We start from the raw sequence: 22,717 nt of genomic DNA on the forward strand, positions 1-22,717 counted from the left end.
TCGCTCCGCATAGCCGGAGGCTACGCTACGCAGCCCCTTGCTTCACCCGCGCAGTCGCGCAATAACGATGCCGAGACTCTAATCGCAAATGGATGAACGTTGGGGGTCACGTCACATCCAAAAATATCGCTTGATGAGAGTACTAGCGACCTCTCAAATACCGATCCGCGAAAGGTAAAAGTCTCTGAATGGGTAACCCCAACTAGGTTTTGGAAATGCGTGTACCCATGAAAGCTACAATTCTGAAAATGCACTGATGCATTAGCAATGTCTACATTGTCAAATGAGGTAAACCTGGACATAAATGAAGAGTCGTCAAAATCAAATTTGTTGTCAGAAAAGCTTGCAGAATTGAAGTCGAGTACTCCCTCATTTTCAACTCCAAAATTGGAATTTTTGAAGTGGGTCATTCCCCCTAGTTTTGAACGACAAAATTGCGTGTGGGCCGGCAGAGTACATAGTGAAAAGTCCAGTCTCTCCGACAAACAAATGACATCGACAAAATGAAAAGTTTGGCCGGAGAACTTACTTTTGCTGAATGACAGCTTGTCTCCTTCAAATCTACAATTTGCGAAATCAATCAAATCTGCGGATGAAGTTAAATTTCGAAAACTGACGCTCGCTTTTCCAAACCGCGAATCTGCGAAACCTAAAAGCCGACTGTCCATAATGAAGCCGTTCATTCGGAAATTACCGGCTTCTATTTCGCACTTTTGGAATTTAAAGTCGCTGTTGGTTAAACTGATAGATTCAAAATCTATTTCACATTCACCAAACACGCTGCCATCAAAAATAAAATCGGTTTGCGCCGCTTCAACTTTGTGGAATGTGAAGTCCCCTTTGCCTAGTCTGGTTTCTACAAAACTAGAAATCGACTTCGTATTCGATTTGAATTTGCTATTTGAACAATCGATTTTTCCAGTCCCCAGATCATTCCGCTCGAACGAAATCCCCTTGCTGAATATGATATTTGAGAGGTCGATTTCTGATGAGTTGAATTGGTTATCGTTAAACTCCAGTCTCTCGTCGAACTTAGTCTGACTTAAGTCGATTCTTGCGGAGCTGAACCGGTTTTTCTGCAACTTGCATTTTGATTGAACGAAGTTTGGGATGTTAAATTTGATATTAACAGATGATCTTTTTAAACTTTCAATAACAATGGATGATGCACGATACTTACCATCAAAGTATATTTTAGACTTGGTACAGTTACCTCCAACTATTTCGATTTGTGATTCTCGAACATCAGAGGCCGAAAAACCAAGCTCGGCATCTTTGAAATAACAATCACTGAAAAGCAGTCGAGACGAAAATACATTGCATTGCGTAAAAATTATTTGCGATGAAATCTTGTTCTTTTCGAATATCAAAATGCCATTGTTGAATTGAACATTCTCAAAACATAGCCCCTTTTCTGGGATCAAATAGCCTTCGAATGAAAAGAGCGGCTTAGGTTGAGACTGCTGAATGAAAACATTGAACCAACTGATATTTCTGAATGTAATCGAACCTTCGGGATTGTATTGAACCCATTCATTCCACGCATCTTTGCCTTGTCTGAGCTTGTTAATCACCTCGCGTTCCGAAAGACTAGCCACATTTCATCCAATGCTGATGGTTTAGAAACTAAATTAGATTCATGAGTCGGTGTGTCGAGATAGCAAGATTTTCTATACGATGACACTGCTTTACGGTGGCACTGCACCACTTGCCCTACCCGACAAATGACCTCAGCGGTGCTCCAATTACGGTGGGAATTACGGTGAAAGTGCACAAATTGCCTCAGCTGGCGAGCCTTGTCGCTCGTCGGGTTCAGAATGAACAGCAACAGCGGCCCAAATTCGCGCCTGTCGCGCTGTTCCTGGCCCCGATCAAAACAATAGCTGCCCCGCTGCTTTTGCCCTATGCCGATCCCGTTAAATACAGGGGTATTTGACGGTCGGGATCAGGCACTTGCCGGTCCCGGATGGTAAAAGGGGAGCTATTGTGAAAAAACTGATCTTGACCTTCGCCTTGTCGGCGCTGGCCGCGCAGGGTGCGCACGCACAGGATATGGCTACGCCGCCGCCAGCGGTTGCCGCCGTGCCGGTGGTTGCACCGGTCGCCGCGCCGGTGACCGTCAATGCCGTGCTGCGCGCGGGCACGCCCGTGGCGCTCAGCATGATGGAGCAAATCACCACCAAGAAAAAGGCCGCCAAGATCGGCCAGCGCTTCATGCTGGAAGTGTCGGCGCCGGTCGAGGTCAATGGCGTGACCGTGATCCCGGCCGGGACGCCCGCCTGGGGCGAGCTGGTCGGCGTGCGCAACAAGGGCATGTGGGGCAAGTCCGGGAAGCTGGATGCCAAACTGCTGTACCTGCGGGTCAATGGCCGGCAGATCCGGCTGACCGGATCGTTCGACGACAAGGGCGTCACCGGCACCGCCGGCGTGGTCGGCGCGATTGCGCTGGTGCCGATTGCCGGTTTCTTCATGACCGGGACCAGCGCCGAGCTGCCCAAGGGCGGCGTCGTGAGCGGTTTTATCGACGAGGATGTCGAGCTGGCGATTGCCAATGTCAAGCAGGCGCCGCTGGCGGTGGGCGCGGTGGCGGAGCCGCTGTCCGTGTCCGAGCCGGTCGCGAGCGAGGCCGAGGAAGCGAGCGAGAGCAGCGCTTCCGACTGATCCGACAGGATGGGCTGAGCCTGTCGAACCGCAGGGCGCCTGCTGATGCAAGTGCAGCGGTTGCCGGGAGGCGTGGTTAGCTGCGCTGGCCTTCGGCTCGACAGGCTCACCACCAACGGCAAATGGTGGGCCTTCGGCTCGACAGCATCAGGGCCAACGGCAGCTCGCTCCATTCCGGATGTCATTGCGAGCGCAGCGCGGCAATCCAGCGCGGCAGGCAATGAGGATGGCGGCCAGACGCCCTGGATTGCCGCGTCGCTGCGCTCCTCGCAATGACGGTTGTCCTTGCTGTCTGTACGCAACCTTGCTGGTGCGGGTGCTCCGCGCTTGACGCGGAGCTCTGGCCACCATCACCATCGGTATTTTGACGCGCAGGGCTCCGCATTCCCCGCCTTCGCGGGGACAGGCGAGCGCGGAGCGCGGGACGCGGGGTTTGCGTTGCCCCGGTGTCGGCTGCGATCGACGCGAACGGGGTGGCCGAAATTGTCCAGCCGGGGGGCTTTCCTACAGGTTCGGGGCTTTGGTAAATTCGGGGCATGGCTAGGAAGAAAACAGGTGGGCGGGGTCCTTCGACAGGCTCAGGACGAACGGGAAAAGGCGCGGGGCCAACGGGAGAAGGCTCGGGGGAAACGGAGACCGGCTCGGCGCTGGCGGTGGTGCCGCCGCCCGCCCTGCCCGTCCCGGCCCGCAAGCCCCGCCATGACGGGTGGACCGAGGTGCGGCGCAAGACGTTTCTGGCGGTGCTGCGCGAGAGCGGCTGCGTCGCCGATGCCTGCCGGGTGGTGGGGATATCGACGACGTCGGCCTACCGGCTGCGCCGGCGGGATGCGGATATCGCGGCGCGCTGGCAGGCGGCGCAGGCCAATGCGCGGCGCGGGCTGGTGGCGGTGGCGCACCAGCATGCGGTGGTCGGCAAGGAGACGGTGATCTACCGCGGCGGCGAGGAGGTCGAGCGGCGGGTGACGCCGTCGGATTCGATGCTGGCGCTGCTGATCCGGCGCGGCGACCTGGCGGCGGAGGCGGCGGCGGAGGGCGCGGCGCAGGCGGAGGCGGCGAGCACCATGATCAGCTGGGAGGAGTGGCAGCGGGGGATCCGCTTCGACCCCGACGGGCGCAAGAGCGACGTCACCGCCGAGCAGCAGCGGGCCAGCGCGTCGCTGGCGGCGAAGCTGGAGGCGCTGCGCGAGCGGATGCGGGGCGGCGGCCACCGGGCGGTCAACATATACACCGGCGAGGGGATCGACCAGGCGGTGATCGACGCGGTGATGCGCGTCGCCGGCGACCGCGCGCGGGTGGTGCCGGGGGTGGAATGGGACGAGGGCGTGGACTGGGAGGGGGCCTTGTCGGGGTTGAGGGGGGAGTGAGTTCGGGTTGGGGGGAGTGTGCTCCGCGCTTGACGCGGAGCTCTGGGGACAGGGACTGATGGCTATTGCCGCGCAGGGTTCCGCGTCGAGCGCGGAACACGGGACACTGCTGTGTTTTCCAGCACTCGTGAGGTTGCCGTCATTGCGAGCGTAGCGCGGCAATCCAGAGCGGCATGCACTGATGATGGTGGCCGGACGCCCTAGATTGCTTCGTCGCTGCGCTCCTCGCAATGACGAGGGGGCACGCTCGCTAGATGCCGCCGTCGGTGACGGCGTAGCCGGCGGCCTCGAGGGCGGTCTTGAGCGCGGCGCGGCAGTCTTCGAGCGCGTGCGCGTCGGTCGAGCGGACGACGAAATTGGCGCCGACGGTGCCGCTGCGGAAAAAGGGGTAGCTGCCGATGACGCAGCCGTCGTGCGCCTTTTCGGTGTCGCGGAGGATGGCGGCGATCTCGCTTTCCGGGGCCCAGGCGCCGAGCGTGGCGGAGAGCAAAGGCGCGCCGCCCTCGAGCGTGCCGGTGAGCGCGTCGAGCATGCCGGCGGTGATGTGGGGGACGCCGGCCATCATGTAGATATTGGCGAGATGGATGCCGGGCGCGCCGGACATGCGGTTGGGGATCAGCTCGGCGCCGTCGGGGACGCGGGCCATGCGCAGCCGGCCCTCGTTGAGGCCGCCGCGGGTCTCGTAATAGGCCTCGAGTATGGCGCGCGCCTCCGGGTGGATGGTGACGGCGAGGCCGAGCGCGGCGGCGACCGCGTCGACGGTGATGTCGTCATGGGTCGGGCCGATGCCGCCGGTGGTGAACAGATAGTCGTTGCGGGCGCGCAGGATGTTCACCGCCTCGGCGATATGGTCCATGTCGTCGGCGACCACCCGGACCTCGGCGAGGCGGATGCCCTGGACGTTGAGCCAGGCGGCGACCTGGGCGATATTCTTGTCCTGGGTGCGGCCGGAGAGGATTTCATCGCCGATCACGATCAGCGCGGCGGTCCAGATTTTTTCTTGGGTCATGGCGATGCCTATAGAGCGGCGGGGCGGGATTTGGGAATATGTTATTTGGTGCCGCTGGCGGAGCTTGCGGGAGCGGCGAAGTCGGAGGCCGGCGGATACGCGATGCGGGCGAGGTCGATCTGCCGCCAGCCGGGGGCGCGGCCGAGGCGGGCGTTGAACCGGTAGTTGAAGGCGAAGGGCGCCGGGTTGGCGCTGCGCAGGTCGCTGCCGTAGAGCGCGGTGACGGCGGCGGGGTCATAGCCCATCAGCTCGAGCATGGTCGGGAAGATCTGGAAATGGCTGGAGCGGTTGCGGCCGGTGGCGGCGGCGGCGGTCCAGTCGATGGCGGGCGTGCGTGCCGGGGCGGTCGGGGCGGCGGGGGATGCCGGGGCGGGAGCTGCGCCGGTGAGCACGACCAGCGGCACCAGCCCCTCTTCCGGCTGCGGGTCGGGCGAGCAATGGGTGACGACGCCGGTGCCGCCGCGCTCGTGCAGGTTCTGGCCGTGGTCGGAGGTGTAGAGGATGGTGGCGCCGGCAAGGTCGGCCGCGCCGAGCAGCCGGTCGAAGAAGCCGCCGACGTTCCACAGCAGGGTGTTGCGATAGGCGTTGCGGTAGAGCACCCAGCTTTCGCGCGAGCCGGAGAAGCCGTCGCGGTCGCCGGTGTCGCCGATGTGCAGATACTGGCCGCGCGGCAGCACCGGCCGGTAGCGCATGTAGGCGTCGGGATATTTGTCGTGAATCGGGAAATGCGCGCCGATCTTGTTGAGATAGATGAACTGGCGGCGGCCGTCATTGAGATAGCCGGCGAGCGCGGTGGCGGCGGCATGGTCGCGGCGCTGGATCGGCACGTCGTCGAACTCGATCCACTGGTCGATGTCGACCAGCTCGCTGTCGTTCATCAGATTGTTGAAGATCCGCCGGGTGCGGGGCACGTCGATATAGACGGTCTCCATGCCGGCGGCCTTGGCATAGGCCCAGAGCGAGGGCATGGTGCCGTTGATCCGCTGATAGTCGTCGCGGGTGCCGCCGTGGCGCAGCGTGTAGTTGACCGCGGCGCTGCAGTGGGCGATCGACACCGCCAGCCCGAAATTGTGCACCGCCACCCCGGCCGCGGGCTGCAAGAGGCCGCTGCGCACGCCGGCGGGATTGTTGATGTCGAGATAATGGCCGGAGATGCTCTCGTCGACCAGCAGCACGATATCGCCGTCGCCGTTTGGCGGCGCCGCCGGGACCAGCCGCACCGGCTGGCGCGGCTCGATCACCGCGGTGGCGCGCTCGTAGCCGTAGAGCAGGCTGTAGGCGGCGCCGGTATAGCTGGCCGGCAGCCCGCGGCCGCCCTCGCCGCCGCGCGCGAACAGCACCGCGACCATCACCGCCAGCGCCAGCAGCGGCGCCGCGACCAGCGCCGGCCGGTGCCGCGACCCGCGGGCCGGCGCGCGCGCCAGCCACGCCGGCAGCCGCCGCCGTGTCGGTGTCCGATTGTCCTGTGCTTGCCCTCGCCCGGACCCCTGCCCCGGCCGGTGCCGGCCGGCGCGCAGGCCGATGCCGAGCAGCAGCAGCAGCGCCTGCACCCCGCCCAGCACCATCGCCCCGGCATATTGGCCCCAGGCCTCGTGCAGCGAGCCGGAGGCGTTGATCATGCTGATGAACGCGTCATAGGGCATCTGGTCGTCGACGGTATATTCGTAGGTGCCGACCATGATCCCGGCGAGCGCCAGACCGGCCGCGAACAGCCAGCGGAGCGCGGCGAGCGGGATGAAGGCGGCGGCGATCAGGCCGGCGAGGCAAATGCCGAGCAGCCCGGCATAGGCGGCCAGCCCGAACCATTGCACGGTCGGCGCCAGCAGCGATTCGATGCGCGCGGCGATCTGCGCCCATTCGAGCAGCAGCGCCCCGGCGATCAGCAACAGTTTCAACGTGGTGCGCATGGTCAGGCTCTGGTCAACAAACCCCGATGGCTAGCAGAGGAGTGTTAAATAACTGAGAATATGTGCACGGCAGGCCTCGCATCTTGGCGATTCCGTCGTTATATAGGCGGCATGACAGACTATCTGACCGTGGAAGACACCACCCCCCATGCGCGCACCGGCGCGATCAAGCTGCACGGCCCCGACGGGTTCGAGGGCATGCGCCGGGCCGGCCGGCTGGCCGCCGATATCCTCGACGCGCTGGTGCCGCTGGTCGTCCCCGGCGTGACCACCGGCGAACTCGACGATTTCGTGCGCCAGCGGACCTTTGCCGCCGGCGCGGTGCCGGCGACGCTCGGCTATCGCGGCTTCACCCACAGCTGCTGCACCTCGATCAACCATGTCGTGTGCCACGGCATCCCCGGCGACAAGAAGCTGGTCGAGGGCGACATCATCAATATCGACGTGACCCCGATCGTCGACGGCTGGCACGGCGACACCAGCCGCATGTACCTGGTCGGCAAGACCCCGATCAAGGCGAGCAAGCTGGTCCAGGTGACCTATGAATGTTTGATGCTGGGCATCAAGCAGGCGAAGCCGGGCAACCGGATGGGCGATGTCGCGCACGCGATCCAGAGCCACGCCGAAGCCAACCGCTATTCGGTGGTCCGCGATTTCTGCGGCCACGGGCTCGGGCAGATGTTCCACGACGCCCCCGAAGTCGTCCACGCCGGCCGGCCCGGCACCGGCCCGGAACTGCGCCCCGGCATGTTCTTCACCATCGAGCCGATGATCAATATCGGCAAATATGCCTGCAAGATGCTCGACGACGGCTGGACCGCGGTGACCCGCGACCGGTCGCTGACGGCGCAGTTCGAGCATAGTATCGGGATTACCGAGGACGGGTGCGAGATCTTTACGAAGAGTGCGAAGGGGCTGGATTGCCCGCCTTATTAGGTTTTGGTGCGGGCACCACTAGCGCGCGGGATCGCTTGCCTTGAACAAAGGCGGTTGCATCCTTGATGCCCTTGAGAATTCCTGCAAAATTTTCCTGCTTCATATCTCGACTCCAGGTTCCCGCTATTTCCCGCTGTCCGGAACGAACCCGCGGTTGGGCGGTAGATTATATGATAGATAATCTAGAGAGGGCTTCCATGGATTTCCAGTTCAACAGCGACAGCAATATCGAAGGCACCAGCGAAATGGCCGACCGGGTCGAGATGCGGGTCCGGGAACGGCTCGCGCGGTTCGAAAGCCGCCTGACCCGGATCGCGGTGCATGTGCGCGATATTGATGGCGACACGGACGGCCCGGACGGCGTCGAGGCCTCGATCGAAGCGCGCCCCGCTGGCGCTCAGCCGGTTGCTGCATCGGACCGGGCGGGTGAGCCGGAGGCTGCGGCGAACGGTGCGCTCAAGAAGCTCGTGGCGCGGTTGGATAGCGAGTTTGGGAAGACGGATCGGGTTCGGCGGTAATTTGGGGTGGGGGCGACTTAGAAAAGTTCACTGTCATCGTAATTCCCGGAGCTGCGCCCCGCATGTTCTTCACCATCGAGCCGATGATCAATATCGGCAAATATGCCTGCAAGATGCTCGACAACGGCTGGACCGCGGTGACCCGCGACCGATCGCTGACGGCGCGGTTCGAGCATAGTATCGAGATCACCGAGGATGGCCGAGGAGCTGGAGGCGATCCGCGAGCGGGCGGCGCTGCTGCACGAGCAGATCACCGACCTGCGCGCCGAGCTGGTCGACCAGCGCAGCCTGATGATCGCGGTGGTCGCCTTCATCTTCCTGCCGCTGACCTTTGTCACCGGGCTGCTCGGCATGAATGTCGAGGGCATACCCTTTGCCCATGCGCGATGGGCCTTCTGGGGGGTCGTCGGCTTCTGCCTCCTGCTCGGGCTGATCGTGCTCGGCTGGTTCGGCTTGCGGCACTGGCTGAGGCGCTAGGCGGGCGGCGGCGGGACCAGCTTTCGCTGGCCATAGGCGCCGCGCGGGCCTAGGCCTCCCCCTTCCCACCCGGCAAGACAGGCAGTATGTGATGGCGCGCAAACATTCGAAACATGGCGGCTACCGCGAGCCGGAGCGCGACGAGGCCGAGGAGGCACCGGTGCCGCTGCCCTGCTGGCTGTGTGCGCGGCCGGTCGGCGAGACCGTGGTCTGGCACCATCCGGTGCCGAAGAGCCGGGGCGGCCGCGAGGTGGTGCCGATGCACCCGATCTGCCAGAAGATGCTGATCACCCAGTTCACCAACAGCGAGCTGCAGCGCCACGGCATGGATGTCGAGGGGCTGCTCGCCGACCCGGCGGTGCGCAAATTCGTCGACTGGGTGGCGAAGAAGGACCCGGATTTCAACGCGGCGATCGCCAAGAAGCCGCGCTGAGGAGGACTGCACCTGTCTTTTATCAGGACCTTCTCCACGCTCTGTTTTTCACCTCTGTAACTGGCTGCCGTTCGCACTGAGCTTGTCGAAGTGCAACTCACGGCGTGCGGCGGGGTTCGACAGGCTCACCCCTGACGGCATAAAGCTCACCCCTGACGGGATTTCTCTCATGCGAGGCGCGGCTGGGTCAGCCGCCGCCGCCGACCTCGACCGGCTTGCCGAGCAGGCCCTCGACGTAGACGCGCTGGACCATCACGAAGACGACGATGGTCAGCGGCGCGGCGAGCAGGACGCCGATGAAGCCGAACAGCAGCCCGGCGGCGAGCACCGCGAACAGCAGCACCGCCGGCGGCACGTTGACCGCCTGTTTCTGGATCATCGGCTGCAGGAAATTGCCCTGCAGCTGCTGGATGCCGAGGAACAATAGCACCGTCCACAGCGCGGTGACCGGCGAGACGGTGAAGGCGAGCAGCGCCGCCGGCAGGCCGGCGATCACCGGGCCGATCATCGGGATCACGTCGAGCAGGCCGGCGACGACGGCGAGGCCGCCGGCGGCGGGGACGCCGAGCAGTTCGAGGCCGAGCCAGGTCAGCGCGCCGACCACCAGCGAGGAGACCGCCTGCCCCATCATCCAGCCGCGCAGGCCCTTGCCGCTGTCGTCGAGCGCCAGACCGGCGGTCGGTTCGGCGCGGGCCGGGACCAGCAGCAGCAGGCCGCGGCGATAGGTCGCCGGATCGGCGGCGAGGAAGATCGCGCCGACCAGCACCAGCACCGCATCGGCGATGCCGCTGCCCGCGGCGAGCGCGAAGCCGCCGGCGCTGGACAGGATGCGGGAAATGTCCTGGCTGCCGGTCTCGACCAGCTCGCGGGCGCGGTCGCCCATGCCGTAGCGGTCGAGAAACTGCTCGATGCTCTCCATCGAGCGCGGGACGGTGGCGCGGATCGTGTCGAATTCGCTGGCGATCTGCGAGCCGAACAGCAGGAAGGCGCCGCCGAACATGGCGAACATGCCGATCACCGCCAGCGCGAGACCGAGCGGGCGCGGCATGCCGGTGCGGCGGCTGAGCCAGCTGGCGATGGCGTCGAACACCGCCGCGATGACGATCGCCGCGAAGATCAGCAGGAAGAAGCGGGCGAGTTCGACCGCGAGCCAGGCGAGGCCGCCGATGGCGATGATGATCAGCGCGGCGGTGGCGATCTCGCCGGCGCTGCCCTTGGGCGAGAGCAGCGCGGGCGCGCCGGGCTTCCGGGCGGGCATGTGGTCCGGCGCGGCCGGTGCATCTGGTTTTTTGGGCATGGCGCATATTAGCGCGCGGCACCGGCAGTGCAAGCCCGGCGAGCAGGGGCGACGCACGGGCCCGGGAATGCGGTGGTCAGCGGCCATCGAACAACTTGCGTATAATTGCGATTGATTTGCAATAGCGTCTTGCCTATCAGCCTCTGCGAACGATTCGCAAAAAGGGGTGTCCATCGTGTCCAAAGCCAATTTTCTCCGTCTGAAGATCCTGCTGCTCGGGGGCAGCCTGCTGCCGGTGCCGGCGCTGGCACAGGAGAGCGCGGCGGGCAGTGCCGACGCCGAGGCACCGGCCCCGGTCGACGACGAGGGCAATGTGATCATCGTCACCGGCCGGGCGCAGAAGCTGTACCGGGCCGAGGAGACCAGCACCGGCAAGCTGTCCACCCGGCCGCTGGAATCGAGCCTGGTGATCACCACCATCACCGAGCAGCTGATCGAGGACCAGGGCGCGCGCGACGCGCAGGACCTGTACCGCAACATTTCCGGCGTCAGTTTCTTCAGCTATGCCGGGGTCACCGCCCGCGGCTTTCGCCAGGAGGAGATTTTCTACGACGGGCTGCGCGGTGATCCCTATGCCGGCTTTTCGGTGCCGCAGCTGTTCAACGTGAAGAAGGTGGAGTTCCTGAAGGGCCCCGCCGGTATGCTCTATGGCCCGGGCGCGCCTGGCGGCGTGTTCAACTATATCACCAAGAAGGCGGAAAATGACCGGCTCAGCGGCAAGATCCAGGCGATCGCCGGGACCGAGGACCGCTGGGGCGGGTCGGCCGAGATCAACGCGCCGTTGGGCAACGGCTTTGCCGCGCGCGGCGGGATATTCTACGAGGATCGCGGGACGTTCCGCTATAATGCCGCATCGCGGACGATGATCGCCGATGGCGGGCTGTCGTTCGATCCCGGCCCGGTGCGGATCGATATCCAGGCCACCCATTATGACCAGGAACTCGACGCCAACCGCCTGCGCGGCGTGCCGGTGGACGATGACGGCGAATTTCTGACCGACCGGCGCTGGAACCACAACGAGCCAACGGATTTTCTGAACCTGGAATCCGACGTGCTGCAGATGCAGCTGAAGGCGGAGCCGGTTGCCGGGCTGACCGTCGACGCCACGGTCCGCTACAACAAGGCGGTCGAGTTGCAAAATTACCACGAGCCGCGCGGCCTGTTCGATTCCGACGGCGACGGCGTCATCGACGCCTCGATCCGCGAATTCCGCGACCAGCGGCGCGAACAGGAAACCTGGTCGTTCGGGGCCAATGCGGTGTGGTCCGCCGGTATTTCGGACACGGTCAGCAACCGGCTGCTCGCCGGGTTCGACCATTTCATCTCCGACCAATATTTCCAGGGCCGCTCGCTGCGCGGCGTCACCACGGTCACTCCCGGCCTGCCCAGCCCGCTGAGCCTGTTCGACCCGGTCTATGGCCAGTCCGACCCGGCGACCTATAACCAGGGACCGTTCAACATCACCCTGACCGAAGGGCGGCGGACCGGTTTCTACCTGCTCGACGAACTGACCATCGGACGGCTGATCGTGACCGGCGGCATCCGCCGCGACAGTTTCCGCGACGATGCCAATGGCACGGTGTTCGAGGATGACGAGACCACCTACCGGATCGGTGCGGTTTACCGGCTGACCGACGAGATCTCGGCCTTTGGCCAATATGCGACCAGTTTCGAACCGCAGAGCGCGGCCTCGCAAAACCCGCTGGCCGGCGGCCCGTTTGCGCCCACCACGGGCGATATTTTCGAAGGCGGGGTCAAGACCGCCCTGATGGGGGGCCGGATCCAGACGTCGCTGTCCGCCTACCGGATCCGCCGCACCAATATCCTGCAGACCGACCCGCGCGGCGATGTCGGCAATGACGGGGTCGACGATGTGGTGGCGCTCGGCGAGATCACCAGCAAGGGAATCGAGTTCGACATCGCTGCAGACGTGACCCCCGACTGGGTCGTCACCCTGGCCTATGGCTATAATGACACAAGGATCAGCGCCGACAATGGCGGCGGCGGTTTTTCCAACGCGGTCGGCGACCGTTTCGCCAATGCGCCCGAGCACCAGCTGGGGTTCTGGACCCGCTACCAGTTCCCCGAGCTGGGCCTCGCCGCCGCGCTGGGCGGCGACTATGTCTCCAGCCGGTTCAGCATCGACGGCCAGCGGGTCGACCCCTATATGGTGTTCGACGCCTCGCTGATTTATGAAACCGGTCCGATCCGTGCGATGGTCCGGATCGACAATCTGTTCGACAAAACCTACGCGGCATCCGGCTTCATCGAGCGCACCGGCCATTTCCCCGGTGAACCACGCTCGCTGTTCGTCGAGCTCGGCTACCGCTTCTGATGGACATGGCGCGGGACAGCGGCGGCGCATTGCCGGTGCGCGCGAAGCCCGCGCCCAAGGCCGCGCGCACCTGGTGGAACGTGCACCAGTGGGTCGGCCTGAAGCTCAGCCTGTTCCTGACCTTCATCCTGTTCACCGGAACGCTGGCGGTGGTCAGCGCGGAGATCGACTGGCTGCTGCAGCCGAGCCTGCGGGTGTCGCCGGCAAGCGCCGACGGGCCGGTGGCCTGGGCAAAGATCGCCGACAATGCCGCCCGCTATCCCGGCGTCGCCAAGGCCAATGCGATCGACGCACCGACCGCTTCGGCCTTCGCCGCCCGAGTGACGATCGAGCACCAGGACGGTTCGCTCGGGCTGCTGCACGCGCACCCGACGACCGGCAAAATCCAGGGCGAGGCGCCGTGGGTCGGCGCGCAGCGCATATTGCGCAACATGCACCGGCATCTCAATCTGCCCGTCAAATATGGCGTTCCGATCGTCTCGTCCCTCGCCTTCCTGCTGCTGATCAGCCTGGTCACCTCCTTCGTGGTCTACAAGAAATGGTGGCGCGGCTTCGCCAAGCCGCTGCGCAAGCGCGATGCCCGGACCTGGTGGGGCGATTTCCACCGGCTGGCCGGGGTCTGGTCGCTGTGGTTTGTCGCGCTGATCGGCCTGTCGGGCCTGTGGTATTTCGTCGAGAGCCTCGGCGGCGATGCACCGCCGCAGCCGCGCGTCGAGGTCGAGGCAGGAGCGGAACCCTCCCCCCTTCCGCCGAGCCTGGCCAATGCCTTCGAAGCGGCCCTGGCCGCCCGCCCGGCGCTGCGCGTCGAGCGGGTGATCCTGCCAAGTCCGGAAAAGCCGCTGCTGGAGCTGCACGGCGACTATGAAGCGGTGCTGGTCCGCCCTCGCTCCAATGCGGTCTGGGTCGATGCGCGTAGCGCCGAGGTGCTGCTGGTCACCGACGGACGCGACCTCAACCTCCACCAGCGCATTTCGGAAATGGCCGATCCGCTGCATTTCGGATATTTCGGCGGCTACTGGACCAAGGTCCCGTGGTTCCTGTTCGGGCTGGCGATGACCGGCCTGGCGCTGTCGGGGGCGGCGATCTACACCCTGCGCATCAGCCGCGATCGATCGGAGATGCTGAGATTCGCCAAGACCCTTTCCGGCATGTGGCAGGGATCGGGGCGCTGGCGCTGGCTGTCGGTGATCCTGATCGCGATCGGCTTTGCCCTGCTGCCGGCGCTGATCCTGCAAAACGGGGGCTGACGACCGGGCCGGTTCCGCAAAGCAGGACGGTGCGACATTCGCTCGCTGCCGCGCAACTGGCGAACCGAAACAATCCGAAGGGGTGGCGAACGGCTCTTCCCTCTGCATCCCGATCTGCTATCAGCAGCCGATGAAGCCTGCACCCCACCCGAGAGAGACCGAGCGTCTCCGCGAACTACACCGCTATGATATACTCGACACCGACCGGGAAGGCGATTTTGACGAGATTGTCGAACTGGCCTCGCAATTGTGCAACGTGCCGGTGTCGGTGGTCAATTTCATCGACGCCGATCGCCAGTGGTTCAAGGCGGAGATCGGCCTCGGCGTGCGGTCGACGCCCCTCGACACCAGCCTGTGCGGCCATGCCATTCTGGAGGGGGATTTCGTCGAGATTCCCGATACGCTGGCCGACGCGCGGATGGCCGACAACCCGCTGTGCACCGACGAGCCGGGCTTCCGCTTTTACGCCGGTGCGGTCCTGAAGGGCGCCAACGGGCTGCCGCTGGGAACGCTGTGCGTGCTCGACCACGAGCCGCGCGTGCTGACCGGACAGCAGCGCCGGGTGCTGATGGCGCTGTCGCGCCTGGTGATGCGGGAACTGGACCTGCGCCGGTCGCTGGAGCGCGAACGGGTGCTGCGCCGCGAGATCGACCATCGGGTGAAAAATTCGCTCGCGGCGATCGGATCGCTGCTGTCGATGAAAGCCCGGGGAGCGGCAGACGAGAATGTGCGCGAGGCGCTGGAAGACGCCGGCCTGCGGATCCGCTCCCTGTCTTCGCTGCACGCCGAGCTGCACGACCTCGAACACGGGCAGTCGGTCGACCTGAGCTCGCTGTTCCACCGGGTGCGGGCTGACCTCGGACAGCTGCTGCCCGACGACATCACACTGACGGTCACCGTCGGCGGCGGCCAGGCGTCGCCCCATCTCGCCAACGGGCTGCTGCTGATCGTCAACGAATTCGTGTCGAACAGCGTCAAGCACGGGCGGTTCGCAGACGCCGGCCGGATCGAGATAGCGATCGCAACGACCGACGACCGATGGTCGATCGTCTGCCGGGACAATGGTGCGGCAGGCGCGGAGGCCACCGCGCGCGCGGCGGGCGCGACGGGGCTTGGTACGCGGGTGATCCAGTCGCTGGCGGCGTCGCTCGACGCTTCGCTGGAGTGGTGCGCGACCGGCGAAGGCCTGGAAATGAAACTGAGCGGTCCCGGGGACACGGTCGCCGCCTAAACCGCGAGCGATCCGCGGCGAGACGCGCGGCGCGGTGAGGCGTCCGGTGCGACAGGCCTTTAATCCTTGACCTGCTGCCCGGAGTTTAGCTAGTCAATTAAATTGCAAGGGCGGCTGACCGTCCGGCGGTTTCGGGAGACGGGTGATGCGCAGGCTGGGTTTGATATTGATGCCATTGTTGCTGGTGGCTTGCGAAAGCCAGACCAGCGCGCCGCCGCCACCCGAGACCACGGTCGAGGGCGACTGGAGCAATATCGGCTTCGATGCCAAGGAACAGCGCCACAGCCCGCTCACCCAGATCAACGACGGCAATGTCGGCGAGCTGGGCATCGCCTGGTTCAAGGACCTGCCCGACGCGCGCGGCCAGGAAGCCACGCCGATCGAGGTCGACGGCAAGCTTTATATCTCCACCGCCTGGTCCAAGGTCTTTGCCTATGACGCCAAGACCGGCGAGGAAATCTGGTCCTATGATCCCGCGGTCGATGGTGCCAAGGCGGTCGACGCCTGCTGCGACGTGGTCAACCGCGGCGTCGCGATCAACCGCGGCACCTTGTTCTTCGGCACGATCGACGGGCGGCTAATCGCGCTTGACCGCAACACCGGTGCGCGCCTGTGGGAGACGCAGACCACCGACAACAGCAAGCCCTACACGATCACCGGTGCGCCGCGGGTCGTCAAGAACATGGTGATCATCGGCAATGGCGGCGCGGAATTCGGCGTCCGCGGCTATGTCTCCGCCTATGACATCCGCGACGGGACCCTGAAATGGCGCTTCTACACCGTGCCCAATCCGGAAGGAAAGCCGGACGGCGCGGCCAGCGACGAGATTTTCGCCAAGGCGGCAGCGGCGACCTGGAGCGATGGCGAGTGGAAGGAATCCGGCGGCGGCGGCACGGTCTGGGACAGCATCGTCTATGACGAGGATCTCGACCAGCTCTATTTCGGCGTCGGCAACGGCAATCCGTGGAACCACGGGCTGCGTTCGGGCGGCGAAGGCGACAACCTGTTCCTGTCCTCGATCGTCGCGGTCAATCCGGACACCGGCAAATATCTGTGGCATTATCAGGAAACCCCGGCGGAGACCTGGGACTATACCGCCACCCAGCATATCATCCAGGCCGAGATGCAGATCGGCGGCAAGATGCGCAAGGTGCTGTACCATGCGCCGAAAAACGGCTTTTTCTTCGTCATCGACCGGATCGACGGCACGCTGATCAGCGCCGAGCCGTTTGTCGAGGGAATCAACTGGGCGACCGGCTATGACCTGGAGACCGGGCGGCCGATCGAGAATCCGGACGCGCGCTTCTACAAGACCGGCAAGCCGTTCATCGCCATTCCCGGCGCGCTGGGCGCGCACAACTGGCATCCAATGAGCTATAATCCCAAGACCGGGCTGGTCTATATTCCGGCGCAGCAGATCCCGCAGGGCTATGAAGTACCGGCGAGCGACATCGACAAGAAGCGCGAACGGCTTGGCTTCAATGTCGGGGTCGGCTGGTCGATTGCCCAGTTGCCCGACGACAAGGAAGTCTACAAGGCGGCGATTGCCGCGACCACCGGCAAGCTGGTTGCGTTCAACCCGAAGACCGGCAAGGTCGAATGGAGCGTCGACTATCCCGCGGCCTGGAACGGCGGCACGATGACGACTGCAGGCAACCTGGTGTTCCAGGGCACCAGCACCGGCTTTTTCAAGGCCTATTCGGCCGACAAGGGCACGGAATTGCTGAGCCTGCCGATGCAGTCGGGGATCGTCAGCGCGCCTTCCACCTATATGGTCGACGGCGAGCAATATGTCGCGTTCCTGACCAGCAAGGGCGGCGCCTTTCCGCTGGTCGCCGGGGTTGCCGGCGGCGCCACCCGGCAGGTGCCCAATATTCCGCGGCTGGTGGTGATGAAACTGGGCGGCAAGGCGAAGCTGCCGCCGCTGCCCGACAAGGGCGAAGTCGTCTGGGACCCGCCGGCACAGACCGGCACCGCGGCGCAGATCGCCGCCGGCAAGGGGCTGTACGGGCGCAACTGCATCGTCTGCCACGGTGACAGCGCGGTCGGCAACGGTTTCACGCCGGACCTCAGGATCAGCGGCGTGCTCGGCGACGAGGAGGCCTGGGCATCGGTGGTCACCGGCGGCGCGCTGAAACAGCACGGCATGGTCGGCTTTGGCTCGCAGCTTAGCCCGGCGCAGGTGGAGAATATCCGCCACTATATCGTCGAGCGGTCGCACTGGACCAAGGAGCACCTGCCGGAGATGACCGCGCCCACCGCGCGCTGAGCATCGTCCGCGGGCCCGGCCTGCTGCCTAAATTATGGTCATTTGCCGACGCAAATGCCTGTTTTTTGGGCGGCATTGTCAGAAGGCGGATTAGCCATTAGCAATGCAGGCACGCATTCCGGTGATTCTGTTCGCGAATCAATTCTGGCATGGTAATTGAATAGTTCCGGGCAATTGTGCCCGGCTGAGGCTCCTTCCCCTTGCGCAAGCGGAATGGCCGAGGATGAGGTACACGGGGACGTATTAAAATGAAAAAGATTGAAGCGATCATCAAGCCTTTCAAACTCGACGAGGTCAAGGAAGCGCTGCACGAAGTCGGCGTGTCCGGGATCACCGTGACCGAGGCAAAGGGCTTTGGCCGGCAGAAAGGGCACACCGAGCTCTATCGCGGCGCCGAATATGTCGTCGACTTTCTCCCCAAGGTAAAACTGGAAGTGGTGGTCGAGGACGCCCTTGCCGACCGCACCGTCGAGGCAATTTCCGCCGCCGCCCAGACCGGCCGGATCGGCGACGGCAAGATTTTCGTCATTCCGGTCGAGGCCGCGCTGCGCATCCGCACCGGCGAGCGTGACAACGACGCCATCTGATCTTTCTTTCGCAACCCATCCAAACACGCAAAACCAAGGGATAAAAAATGGCCAATTCACCATCCGATATTATCAAGATGATCAAGGACGAGGAGATCGAGTGGGTCGATGTCCGCTTCACCGATCCGCGCGGCAAGTGGCAGCATCTGTCGATGTGCGCCGGCGTGATCGACGAAGACGTGCTGGAAGAGGGCTTCATGTTCGACGGCAGCTCGATCGAGGGCTGGAAGGCGATCAACGAATCCGACATGATCCTGCGCCCCGACCTTGACGCGGTCTACATGGACCCGTTCTCGGCCACGCCGATGATGATCATGGTCTGCAACATCGTCGAGCCCGGCGACGGATCGCTGTACAGCCGCGACCCGCGCTCGACCGCTGTCCGCGCCGAAGCCTATCTGAAATCGACCGGCATCGGCGACACCATCTATGTCGGACCGGAGCCGGAATTCTTCATGTTCGACGACGTGAAGTTCGAGAACGGCTATGACCGCTCGGGCTTCCGCATCGACGATATCGAACTGCCGACCAACAGCGGCCGCGACTATGATGTCGGCAACATGGGCCACCGGCCCCGCGCCAAGGGCGGCTATTTCCCGGTCGCTCCGGTCGACAGCTGCGTCGACATCCGCGGCGAGATGGTCGCGACGATGCTGGAAATGGGCCTGCCGATGGACAAGCACCATCACGAGGTGGCCTCGGCGCAGCACGAGCTGGGCATCACCTTCGGCACGCTGACCCAGACCGCCGACCGGGTACAGGTCTACAAATATGTCGTGCAGCAGGTCGCCCATGCCTATGGCAAGACCGCGACCTTCATGCCGAAGCCGATCAAGGACGACAATGGCAGCGGCATGCACACGCATATGTCGATCTGGAAGGACGGCAAGCCCTTGTTCGCGGGCAATGAATATGCCGGCCTGTCGGAAATGTGCCTCCACTATATCGGCGGCGTGATCAAACATGCCAAGGCGATCAACGCCTTTTCCAACCCGACCACCAACAGCTACAAGCGGCTGGTTCCGGGCTTCGAAGCGCCAGTGCTGCTCGCCTATTCGAGCCGCAACCGGTCGGCCTCCTGCCGTATTCCCTACGGCGCGGGCGACAAGGCGAAGCGCGTCGAGTTCCGCTTCCCCGATCCGCTGGCCAACCCCTATCTGTCGTCAGCAGCGCTGCTGATGGCGGGCCTCGACGGCATCGAGAACAAGATCCACCCCGGCGACGCGATGGACAAGAATCTCTATGACCTGCCACCGGCGGAGCTGGCCGAAGTGCCGACCGTTTGCGGTTCGCTGCGCGAGGCGCTGGAAGCGCTGGAAGCGGATCACGAGTTCCTGCTCAAGGGCGACGTTTTCTCCAAGGACCAGATCGACGCCTATGCCGAGCTGAAATGGGAAGAGGTCAGCCGCTGGGAAACCACGCCGAGCCCGGTCGAGTTCGACATGTATTATTCGAGCTGATCGCTGCGATCCGATGGAATGCAGACAAGCCCGGGGCAAGCGATTGCTCCGGGCTTTTTCGTGGCGAGATCATGGCGGAAGGCCCGGCGAGCCGGGAACCGCTGGCCGGCCTGCGGGTTGAGGACGGATGACCCCGAACAAATTCTGGGCCGCAATGGCCCCCGCCCTTCTGTTGCTGGGATGCAGCGAGCCGCAGACGCCGCAGAACGAACCGCAGCCGGACCGCGGCGCTTCCCCCGCCGCCGCGCCGCATGCTGAGATGGATGCGCCATCATCCGACGCGGGCGCCACCGCCAATGACAGCGCGCCTGATCTTTCGCCGCCAACCCTGATCCCCGAGGCGGAGCGCGGAGAAAAGGGCGCGCGCAACATTCTGCTGTCCTTCGCGCGCGCGATCGAACTCGGCGCCTTCGACCAGGCCTGGTCCCTGCTCAGCCCACCCGACAAGAACAAGTGGAGCAAGAGCGAGTTTGCCGGCCTGTTTGCGGATCTGTCGGCGATTACCGTTGCCATTCCCGGCGGAACGGTGGAGGGCGCGGCGGGATCGCTTTATTACACGGCGCCGGTCACCATCACCGGCACGGACGGGAACGGCCGCCCCCTACGCATCGAAGGCAAGGCGGTGCTGCGGCGGGTCAACGACGTCGAAGGCGCGACAGCAGCCCAGCTGCGCTGGCATTTCGAGACGCTGACGCTCGACTGGACGCACTAGGCGGCGAGCCGCTCGCGAGGCTCCCGCGGAAGGTGCCGCGGGAGCCTCGTGGTGTCTAGAAGTCGATCGTTGCCGAGGCCTTGAAGGTGCGCGGCGTGCCCAGCGCGAGGTCGGGGCGGAACGTGTCGAAGGCAGAGGCCCAGTAGGCGGTGTTGGCGATATTGTCGACGCTCAGCCGCAGGGTCAGCGGCTTGTCGCCGACCACCGCAACATAGCGCGCACCGAGATCGAACCGGGTCCAGGAATCGAGATACAGCGTGTTGTCGATATTGGCAGGCTGCTTGCCGGTGTGCACCGCGCGGCCGGTCAGCGTCAGCGCGGGGGCGAAGGGCACGTCCCATTCGACATTGGCGTTGAGCAGATATTCCGGCACGCCGACGGCTTCATTGCCCTCGTTGACGCCATTTTCCGTCTGCCGCAGCTTGGCATCGATCACCGAGCCGCCCGCGATCAGGCGCAGGCCCTTGCTGATTTCACCGGCGACGGTGAACTCGATGCCGCGGTTGCGCTGGGTGCCGAACGGCCCGAATTCGAGCATCGTTGCATCATCCGGGTCGATGCGCAGGATGGCGGTCTCGCGGTCGATCTGGAACAGAGCCAGCGTCAGGTCCACCGGACCGAGGGTCAGCTTGCCGCCGATCTCGTACTGTTCCGACACATAGGGCGCGAGGGTTTCGCCGGCATTGCTGACCGGCAGCGGGTTGCCGCCCGCCGGATTGGCACCGCTGGCGGGCGCGCTGGGACCCTGTACCAGAGATTCGATGCGATTGGCGTAGAGCGACAATCCCTCGGCCGGTTTCACGACCAGACCGAAGACCGGCGTCCAGGCGTCTTCCTTATATTCGCTTTGCAGCGCTCCGCCGAAATAGGAATAGGATTTGGAACGGATCTCCTGCAGCCGCACGCCGGCAGTGAACATCACCCTGTCGTCCCAGAAGCCGATGGTGTCGGAGAGGAAGGCGCTGCGCAGGCGGGTCCGCGATATCGGGAACGGATCGGCAAGATTGCCGCCGGCGAAGGAGACGGTGGTGGAACGCGGCAGCTCGACCGGGTCGTAGAGATTGTTGAGGCCCGGCGAATTGGTGTAGAATTCATAGGCGTTGCGGTTGACCAGCCAGTTGATCGAGCCGCCGACATTGATCTCGTTGGAAACCCCGCCGGTCTCGAACCGGGCGCGCAACCCGGCCGTTGCTGCCTCGTTGTTGTCGGTGCGCGGAATGAAGGAGCTGCTGACCGAAATGTCGCCGGTGGTCGCGTCGACCAGGGTCGGCGTGCTGTAGACGCCGGATTCCGATCCGTCGCGCGCGCCGAAGGCGGCATAGGCCATCACGTCCTCGGCAATGTCATATTCGGCGCGGAACTGGCCGAAGACGTCGCGCAGCGTGGTATATTGCCAGGGCTGGCCGAAATTGGTGTCGGCATCGGGTTCCTCGGGGATCACGCCGAGACCGGACACGCTCAGCTTTGGGCGGAAATGCGCCACCTTGATCCGCTGATAGGCAACGTCTAGCGAAAGCCGCAGCGGCCCGGAATCATAGTCGATCGCGCCGCCCAGCACATAGGTGCTGCGGAATTCGTCATCCACCGAGACATCGCCGGCGCGCGCGGCACCGTTGATGCGGACGCCCCATTCGCCATCGGCGCCCAGCCGGCGGCCGACGTCGAAGCTGCCGCCGACATGTTCGGATGCGGTATAGCCGAGCGTTGCGCGGGTGATTTCACGCTCGCTGGCGCGTTTCGGAATGAGATTGACGCTGCCGCCGATGCCCGATCCGCCCGGCGCCGCACCGTTCAGGAAGGCGCTGGCGCCGTTGAGCACCTCAACCGATTCATAAAGTTCCGGCGCGGCGAGCTGGCGCGGCATGATTCCGTAGAGCCCGTCATAGCCGATATCGTCACCGGCCAGCGTGAAGCCGCGAATGTTGAACAATTCGCCGGCGATGCCGAAGCCGGTGGTGGTGCGGATGGTCGGATCATTCTCGAGCACCTGGCCCAGCGTCTGCGGCTGCTGGTTGAGGATCAGCGCCGCATTGTAGCTGCGCACGCTGAACGGCAGGTCTTCGGCTGCCTTGTTGCCGAGCACGCCGGCGCTGCCGCCCTGGCGCACGCCGGTCTGGTTGTCGCGCTGGGCGGTGACGATGATCAGGTCCTTGTCGGCCTGTGATTCCTGGGCAAGGGCCGGGACCGCCAGCGTGGTCGCGGTGAAGCCCGCGGCGACCAGGAGCGCAGCGCGCATATGTTTGTGGTTCATGATTTATTTCCCTTTCAAATCCG

Annotated in this window: 18 protein-coding genes and 2 pseudogenes; 15 read left to right on the top strand and 5 right to left on the bottom strand. The window is 64.1% G+C overall.

Annotated features, from left to right (window positions below):
- Positions 1 to 20: 20 nt before the first annotated feature.
- Positions 21 to 1,598: a hypothetical protein gene (locus tag V7650_RS13970; RefSeq protein ID WP_335656855.1), complete on the bottom strand. Its 1,578-nt coding sequence runs from the start codon at positions 1,596 to 1,598 to the stop codon at positions 21 to 23.
- Positions 1,599 to 1,986: 388 nt separating this feature from the next.
- On the opposite strand from V7650_RS13970, the gene V7650_RS13975 reads away from it, so the two are divergent.
- From V7650_RS13975 to V7650_RS13985, 3 genes are all read left to right on the top strand, one after another.
- A complete protein-coding gene (locus V7650_RS13975) occupies positions 1,987 to 2,661 on the top strand; it encodes a hypothetical protein (RefSeq protein ID WP_335656856.1) in 675 nt (224 codons plus the stop codon).
- 45 nt (positions 2,662 to 2,706) lie between these two features.
- Positions 2,707 to 2,937, top strand: coding sequence for a hypothetical protein (locus tag V7650_RS13980; protein ID WP_335656857.1), 231 nt, complete (start codon positions 2,707 to 2,709; stop codon positions 2,935 to 2,937).
- A gap of 377 nt (positions 2,938 to 3,314) precedes the next feature.
- Positions 3,315 to 4,025, top strand: coding sequence for a hypothetical protein (locus V7650_RS13985; RefSeq protein WP_335656858.1), 711 nt, complete (start codon positions 3,315 to 3,317; stop codon positions 4,023 to 4,025).
- Positions 4,026 to 4,275: 250 nt separating this feature from the next.
- Here the strand turns inward: V7650_RS13985 and V7650_RS13990 are convergent, their stop codons facing one another.
- Complete coding sequence (locus tag V7650_RS13990) at positions 4,276 to 5,034, bottom strand: competence/damage-inducible protein A (protein ID WP_335656859.1); 759 nt, start codon at positions 5,032 to 5,034, stop codon at positions 4,276 to 4,278.
- 41 nt (positions 5,035 to 5,075) lie between these two features.
- On the bottom strand, positions 5,076 to 6,941 hold the full coding sequence (locus tag V7650_RS13995; protein WP_335656860.1) for a sulfatase-like hydrolase/transferase: 1,866 nt from the start codon (positions 6,939 to 6,941) through the stop codon (positions 5,076 to 5,078).
- A gap of 111 nt (positions 6,942 to 7,052) precedes the next feature.
- Between V7650_RS13995 and map the strand changes: the two genes are divergently transcribed.
- The 5 genes and pseudogenes from map to V7650_RS14020 all read left to right on the top strand — a co-directional run bounded on the left by map (position 7,053) and on the right by V7650_RS14020 (position 9,305).
- Complete coding sequence (map, locus tag V7650_RS14000; protein ID WP_335656861.1) at positions 7,053 to 7,877, top strand: type I methionyl aminopeptidase; 825 nt, start codon at positions 7,053 to 7,055, stop codon at positions 7,875 to 7,877.
- 197 nt (positions 7,878 to 8,074) lie between these two features.
- Complete coding sequence (locus V7650_RS14005) at positions 8,075 to 8,395, top strand: HPF/RaiA family ribosome-associated protein (protein ID WP_335656862.1); 321 nt, start codon at positions 8,075 to 8,077, stop codon at positions 8,393 to 8,395.
- A 44-nt stretch (positions 8,396 to 8,439) separates the two neighbouring features.
- Positions 8,440 to 8,595 (top strand): annotated as a pseudogene (locus V7650_RS14010) (type I methionyl aminopeptidase); the annotation flags it as partial.
- Positions 8,579 to 8,872: pseudogene (locus V7650_RS14015) on the top strand (CorA family divalent cation transporter); the annotation flags it as partial. The pseudogenes V7650_RS14010 and V7650_RS14015, both read left to right, overlap by 17 nt.
- Positions 8,873 to 8,963: 91 nt before the next feature.
- The gene (locus V7650_RS14020) at positions 8,964 to 9,305 is read left to right on the top strand and encodes a hypothetical protein (RefSeq protein WP_335656863.1); all 342 of its coding nucleotides are present in this window, start codon (positions 8,964 to 8,966) and stop codon (positions 9,303 to 9,305) included.
- A 187-nt stretch (positions 9,306 to 9,492) separates the two neighbouring features.
- On the opposite strand, the gene V7650_RS14025 is transcribed toward V7650_RS14020, so the two are convergent.
- Complete coding sequence (locus tag V7650_RS14025) at positions 9,493 to 10,602, bottom strand: AI-2E family transporter (protein WP_335656864.1); 1,110 nt, start codon at positions 10,600 to 10,602, stop codon at positions 9,493 to 9,495.
- Positions 10,603 to 10,777: 175 nt separating this feature from the next.
- On the opposite strand from V7650_RS14025, the gene V7650_RS14030 reads away from it, so the two are divergent.
- The 7 genes from V7650_RS14030 to V7650_RS14060 all read left to right on the top strand — a co-directional run bounded on the left by V7650_RS14030 (position 10,778) and on the right by V7650_RS14060 (position 20,443).
- Positions 10,778 to 12,937, top strand: a complete 2,160-nt coding sequence (locus V7650_RS14030; RefSeq protein ID WP_335656865.1) for a TonB-dependent siderophore receptor — start codon at positions 10,778 to 10,780, stop codon at positions 12,935 to 12,937.
- Between the two features lie 5 nt (positions 12,938 to 12,942).
- A complete protein-coding gene (locus V7650_RS14035; RefSeq protein ID WP_335656866.1) occupies positions 12,943 to 14,184 on the top strand; it encodes a PepSY-associated TM helix domain-containing protein in 1,242 nt (413 codons plus the stop codon).
- Positions 14,185 to 14,314: 130 nt separating this feature from the next.
- Positions 14,315 to 15,415, top strand: coding sequence for a histidine kinase dimerization/phosphoacceptor domain -containing protein (locus tag V7650_RS14040; protein WP_335656867.1), 1,101 nt, complete (start codon positions 14,315 to 14,317; stop codon positions 15,413 to 15,415).
- 145 nt (positions 15,416 to 15,560) lie between these two features.
- Positions 15,561 to 17,684 (top strand): PQQ-dependent dehydrogenase, methanol/ethanol family, encoded by a 2,124-nt coding sequence (locus tag V7650_RS14045; protein WP_335656868.1) that lies wholly within the window; start codon positions 15,561 to 15,563, stop codon positions 17,682 to 17,684.
- A gap of 248 nt (positions 17,685 to 17,932) precedes the next feature.
- The gene (locus V7650_RS14050) at positions 17,933 to 18,271 is read left to right on the top strand and encodes a P-II family nitrogen regulator (RefSeq protein ID WP_335656869.1); all 339 of its coding nucleotides are present in this window, start codon (positions 17,933 to 17,935) and stop codon (positions 18,269 to 18,271) included.
- 47 nt (positions 18,272 to 18,318) lie between these two features.
- Positions 18,319 to 19,731: a type I glutamate--ammonia ligase gene (gene glnA, locus V7650_RS14055; protein WP_335656870.1), complete on the top strand. Its 1,413-nt coding sequence runs from the start codon at positions 18,319 to 18,321 to the stop codon at positions 19,729 to 19,731.
- 127 nt (positions 19,732 to 19,858) lie between these two features.
- Complete coding sequence (locus V7650_RS14060) at positions 19,859 to 20,443, top strand: hypothetical protein (protein WP_335656871.1); 585 nt, start codon at positions 19,859 to 19,861, stop codon at positions 20,441 to 20,443.
- Between the two features lie 55 nt (positions 20,444 to 20,498).
- On the opposite strand, the gene V7650_RS14065 is transcribed toward V7650_RS14060, so the two are convergent.
- A complete protein-coding gene (locus V7650_RS14065; RefSeq protein WP_335656872.1) occupies positions 20,499 to 22,694 on the bottom strand; it encodes a TonB-dependent receptor in 2,196 nt (731 codons plus the stop codon).
- Between the last annotated feature and the right edge of the window lie 23 nt (positions 22,695 to 22,717).

This window comes from Parasphingorhabdus sp. (genome assembly GCF_036964565.1).
Taxonomy (GTDB): Bacteria; Pseudomonadota; Alphaproteobacteria; order Sphingomonadales; family Sphingomonadaceae; genus Parasphingorhabdus.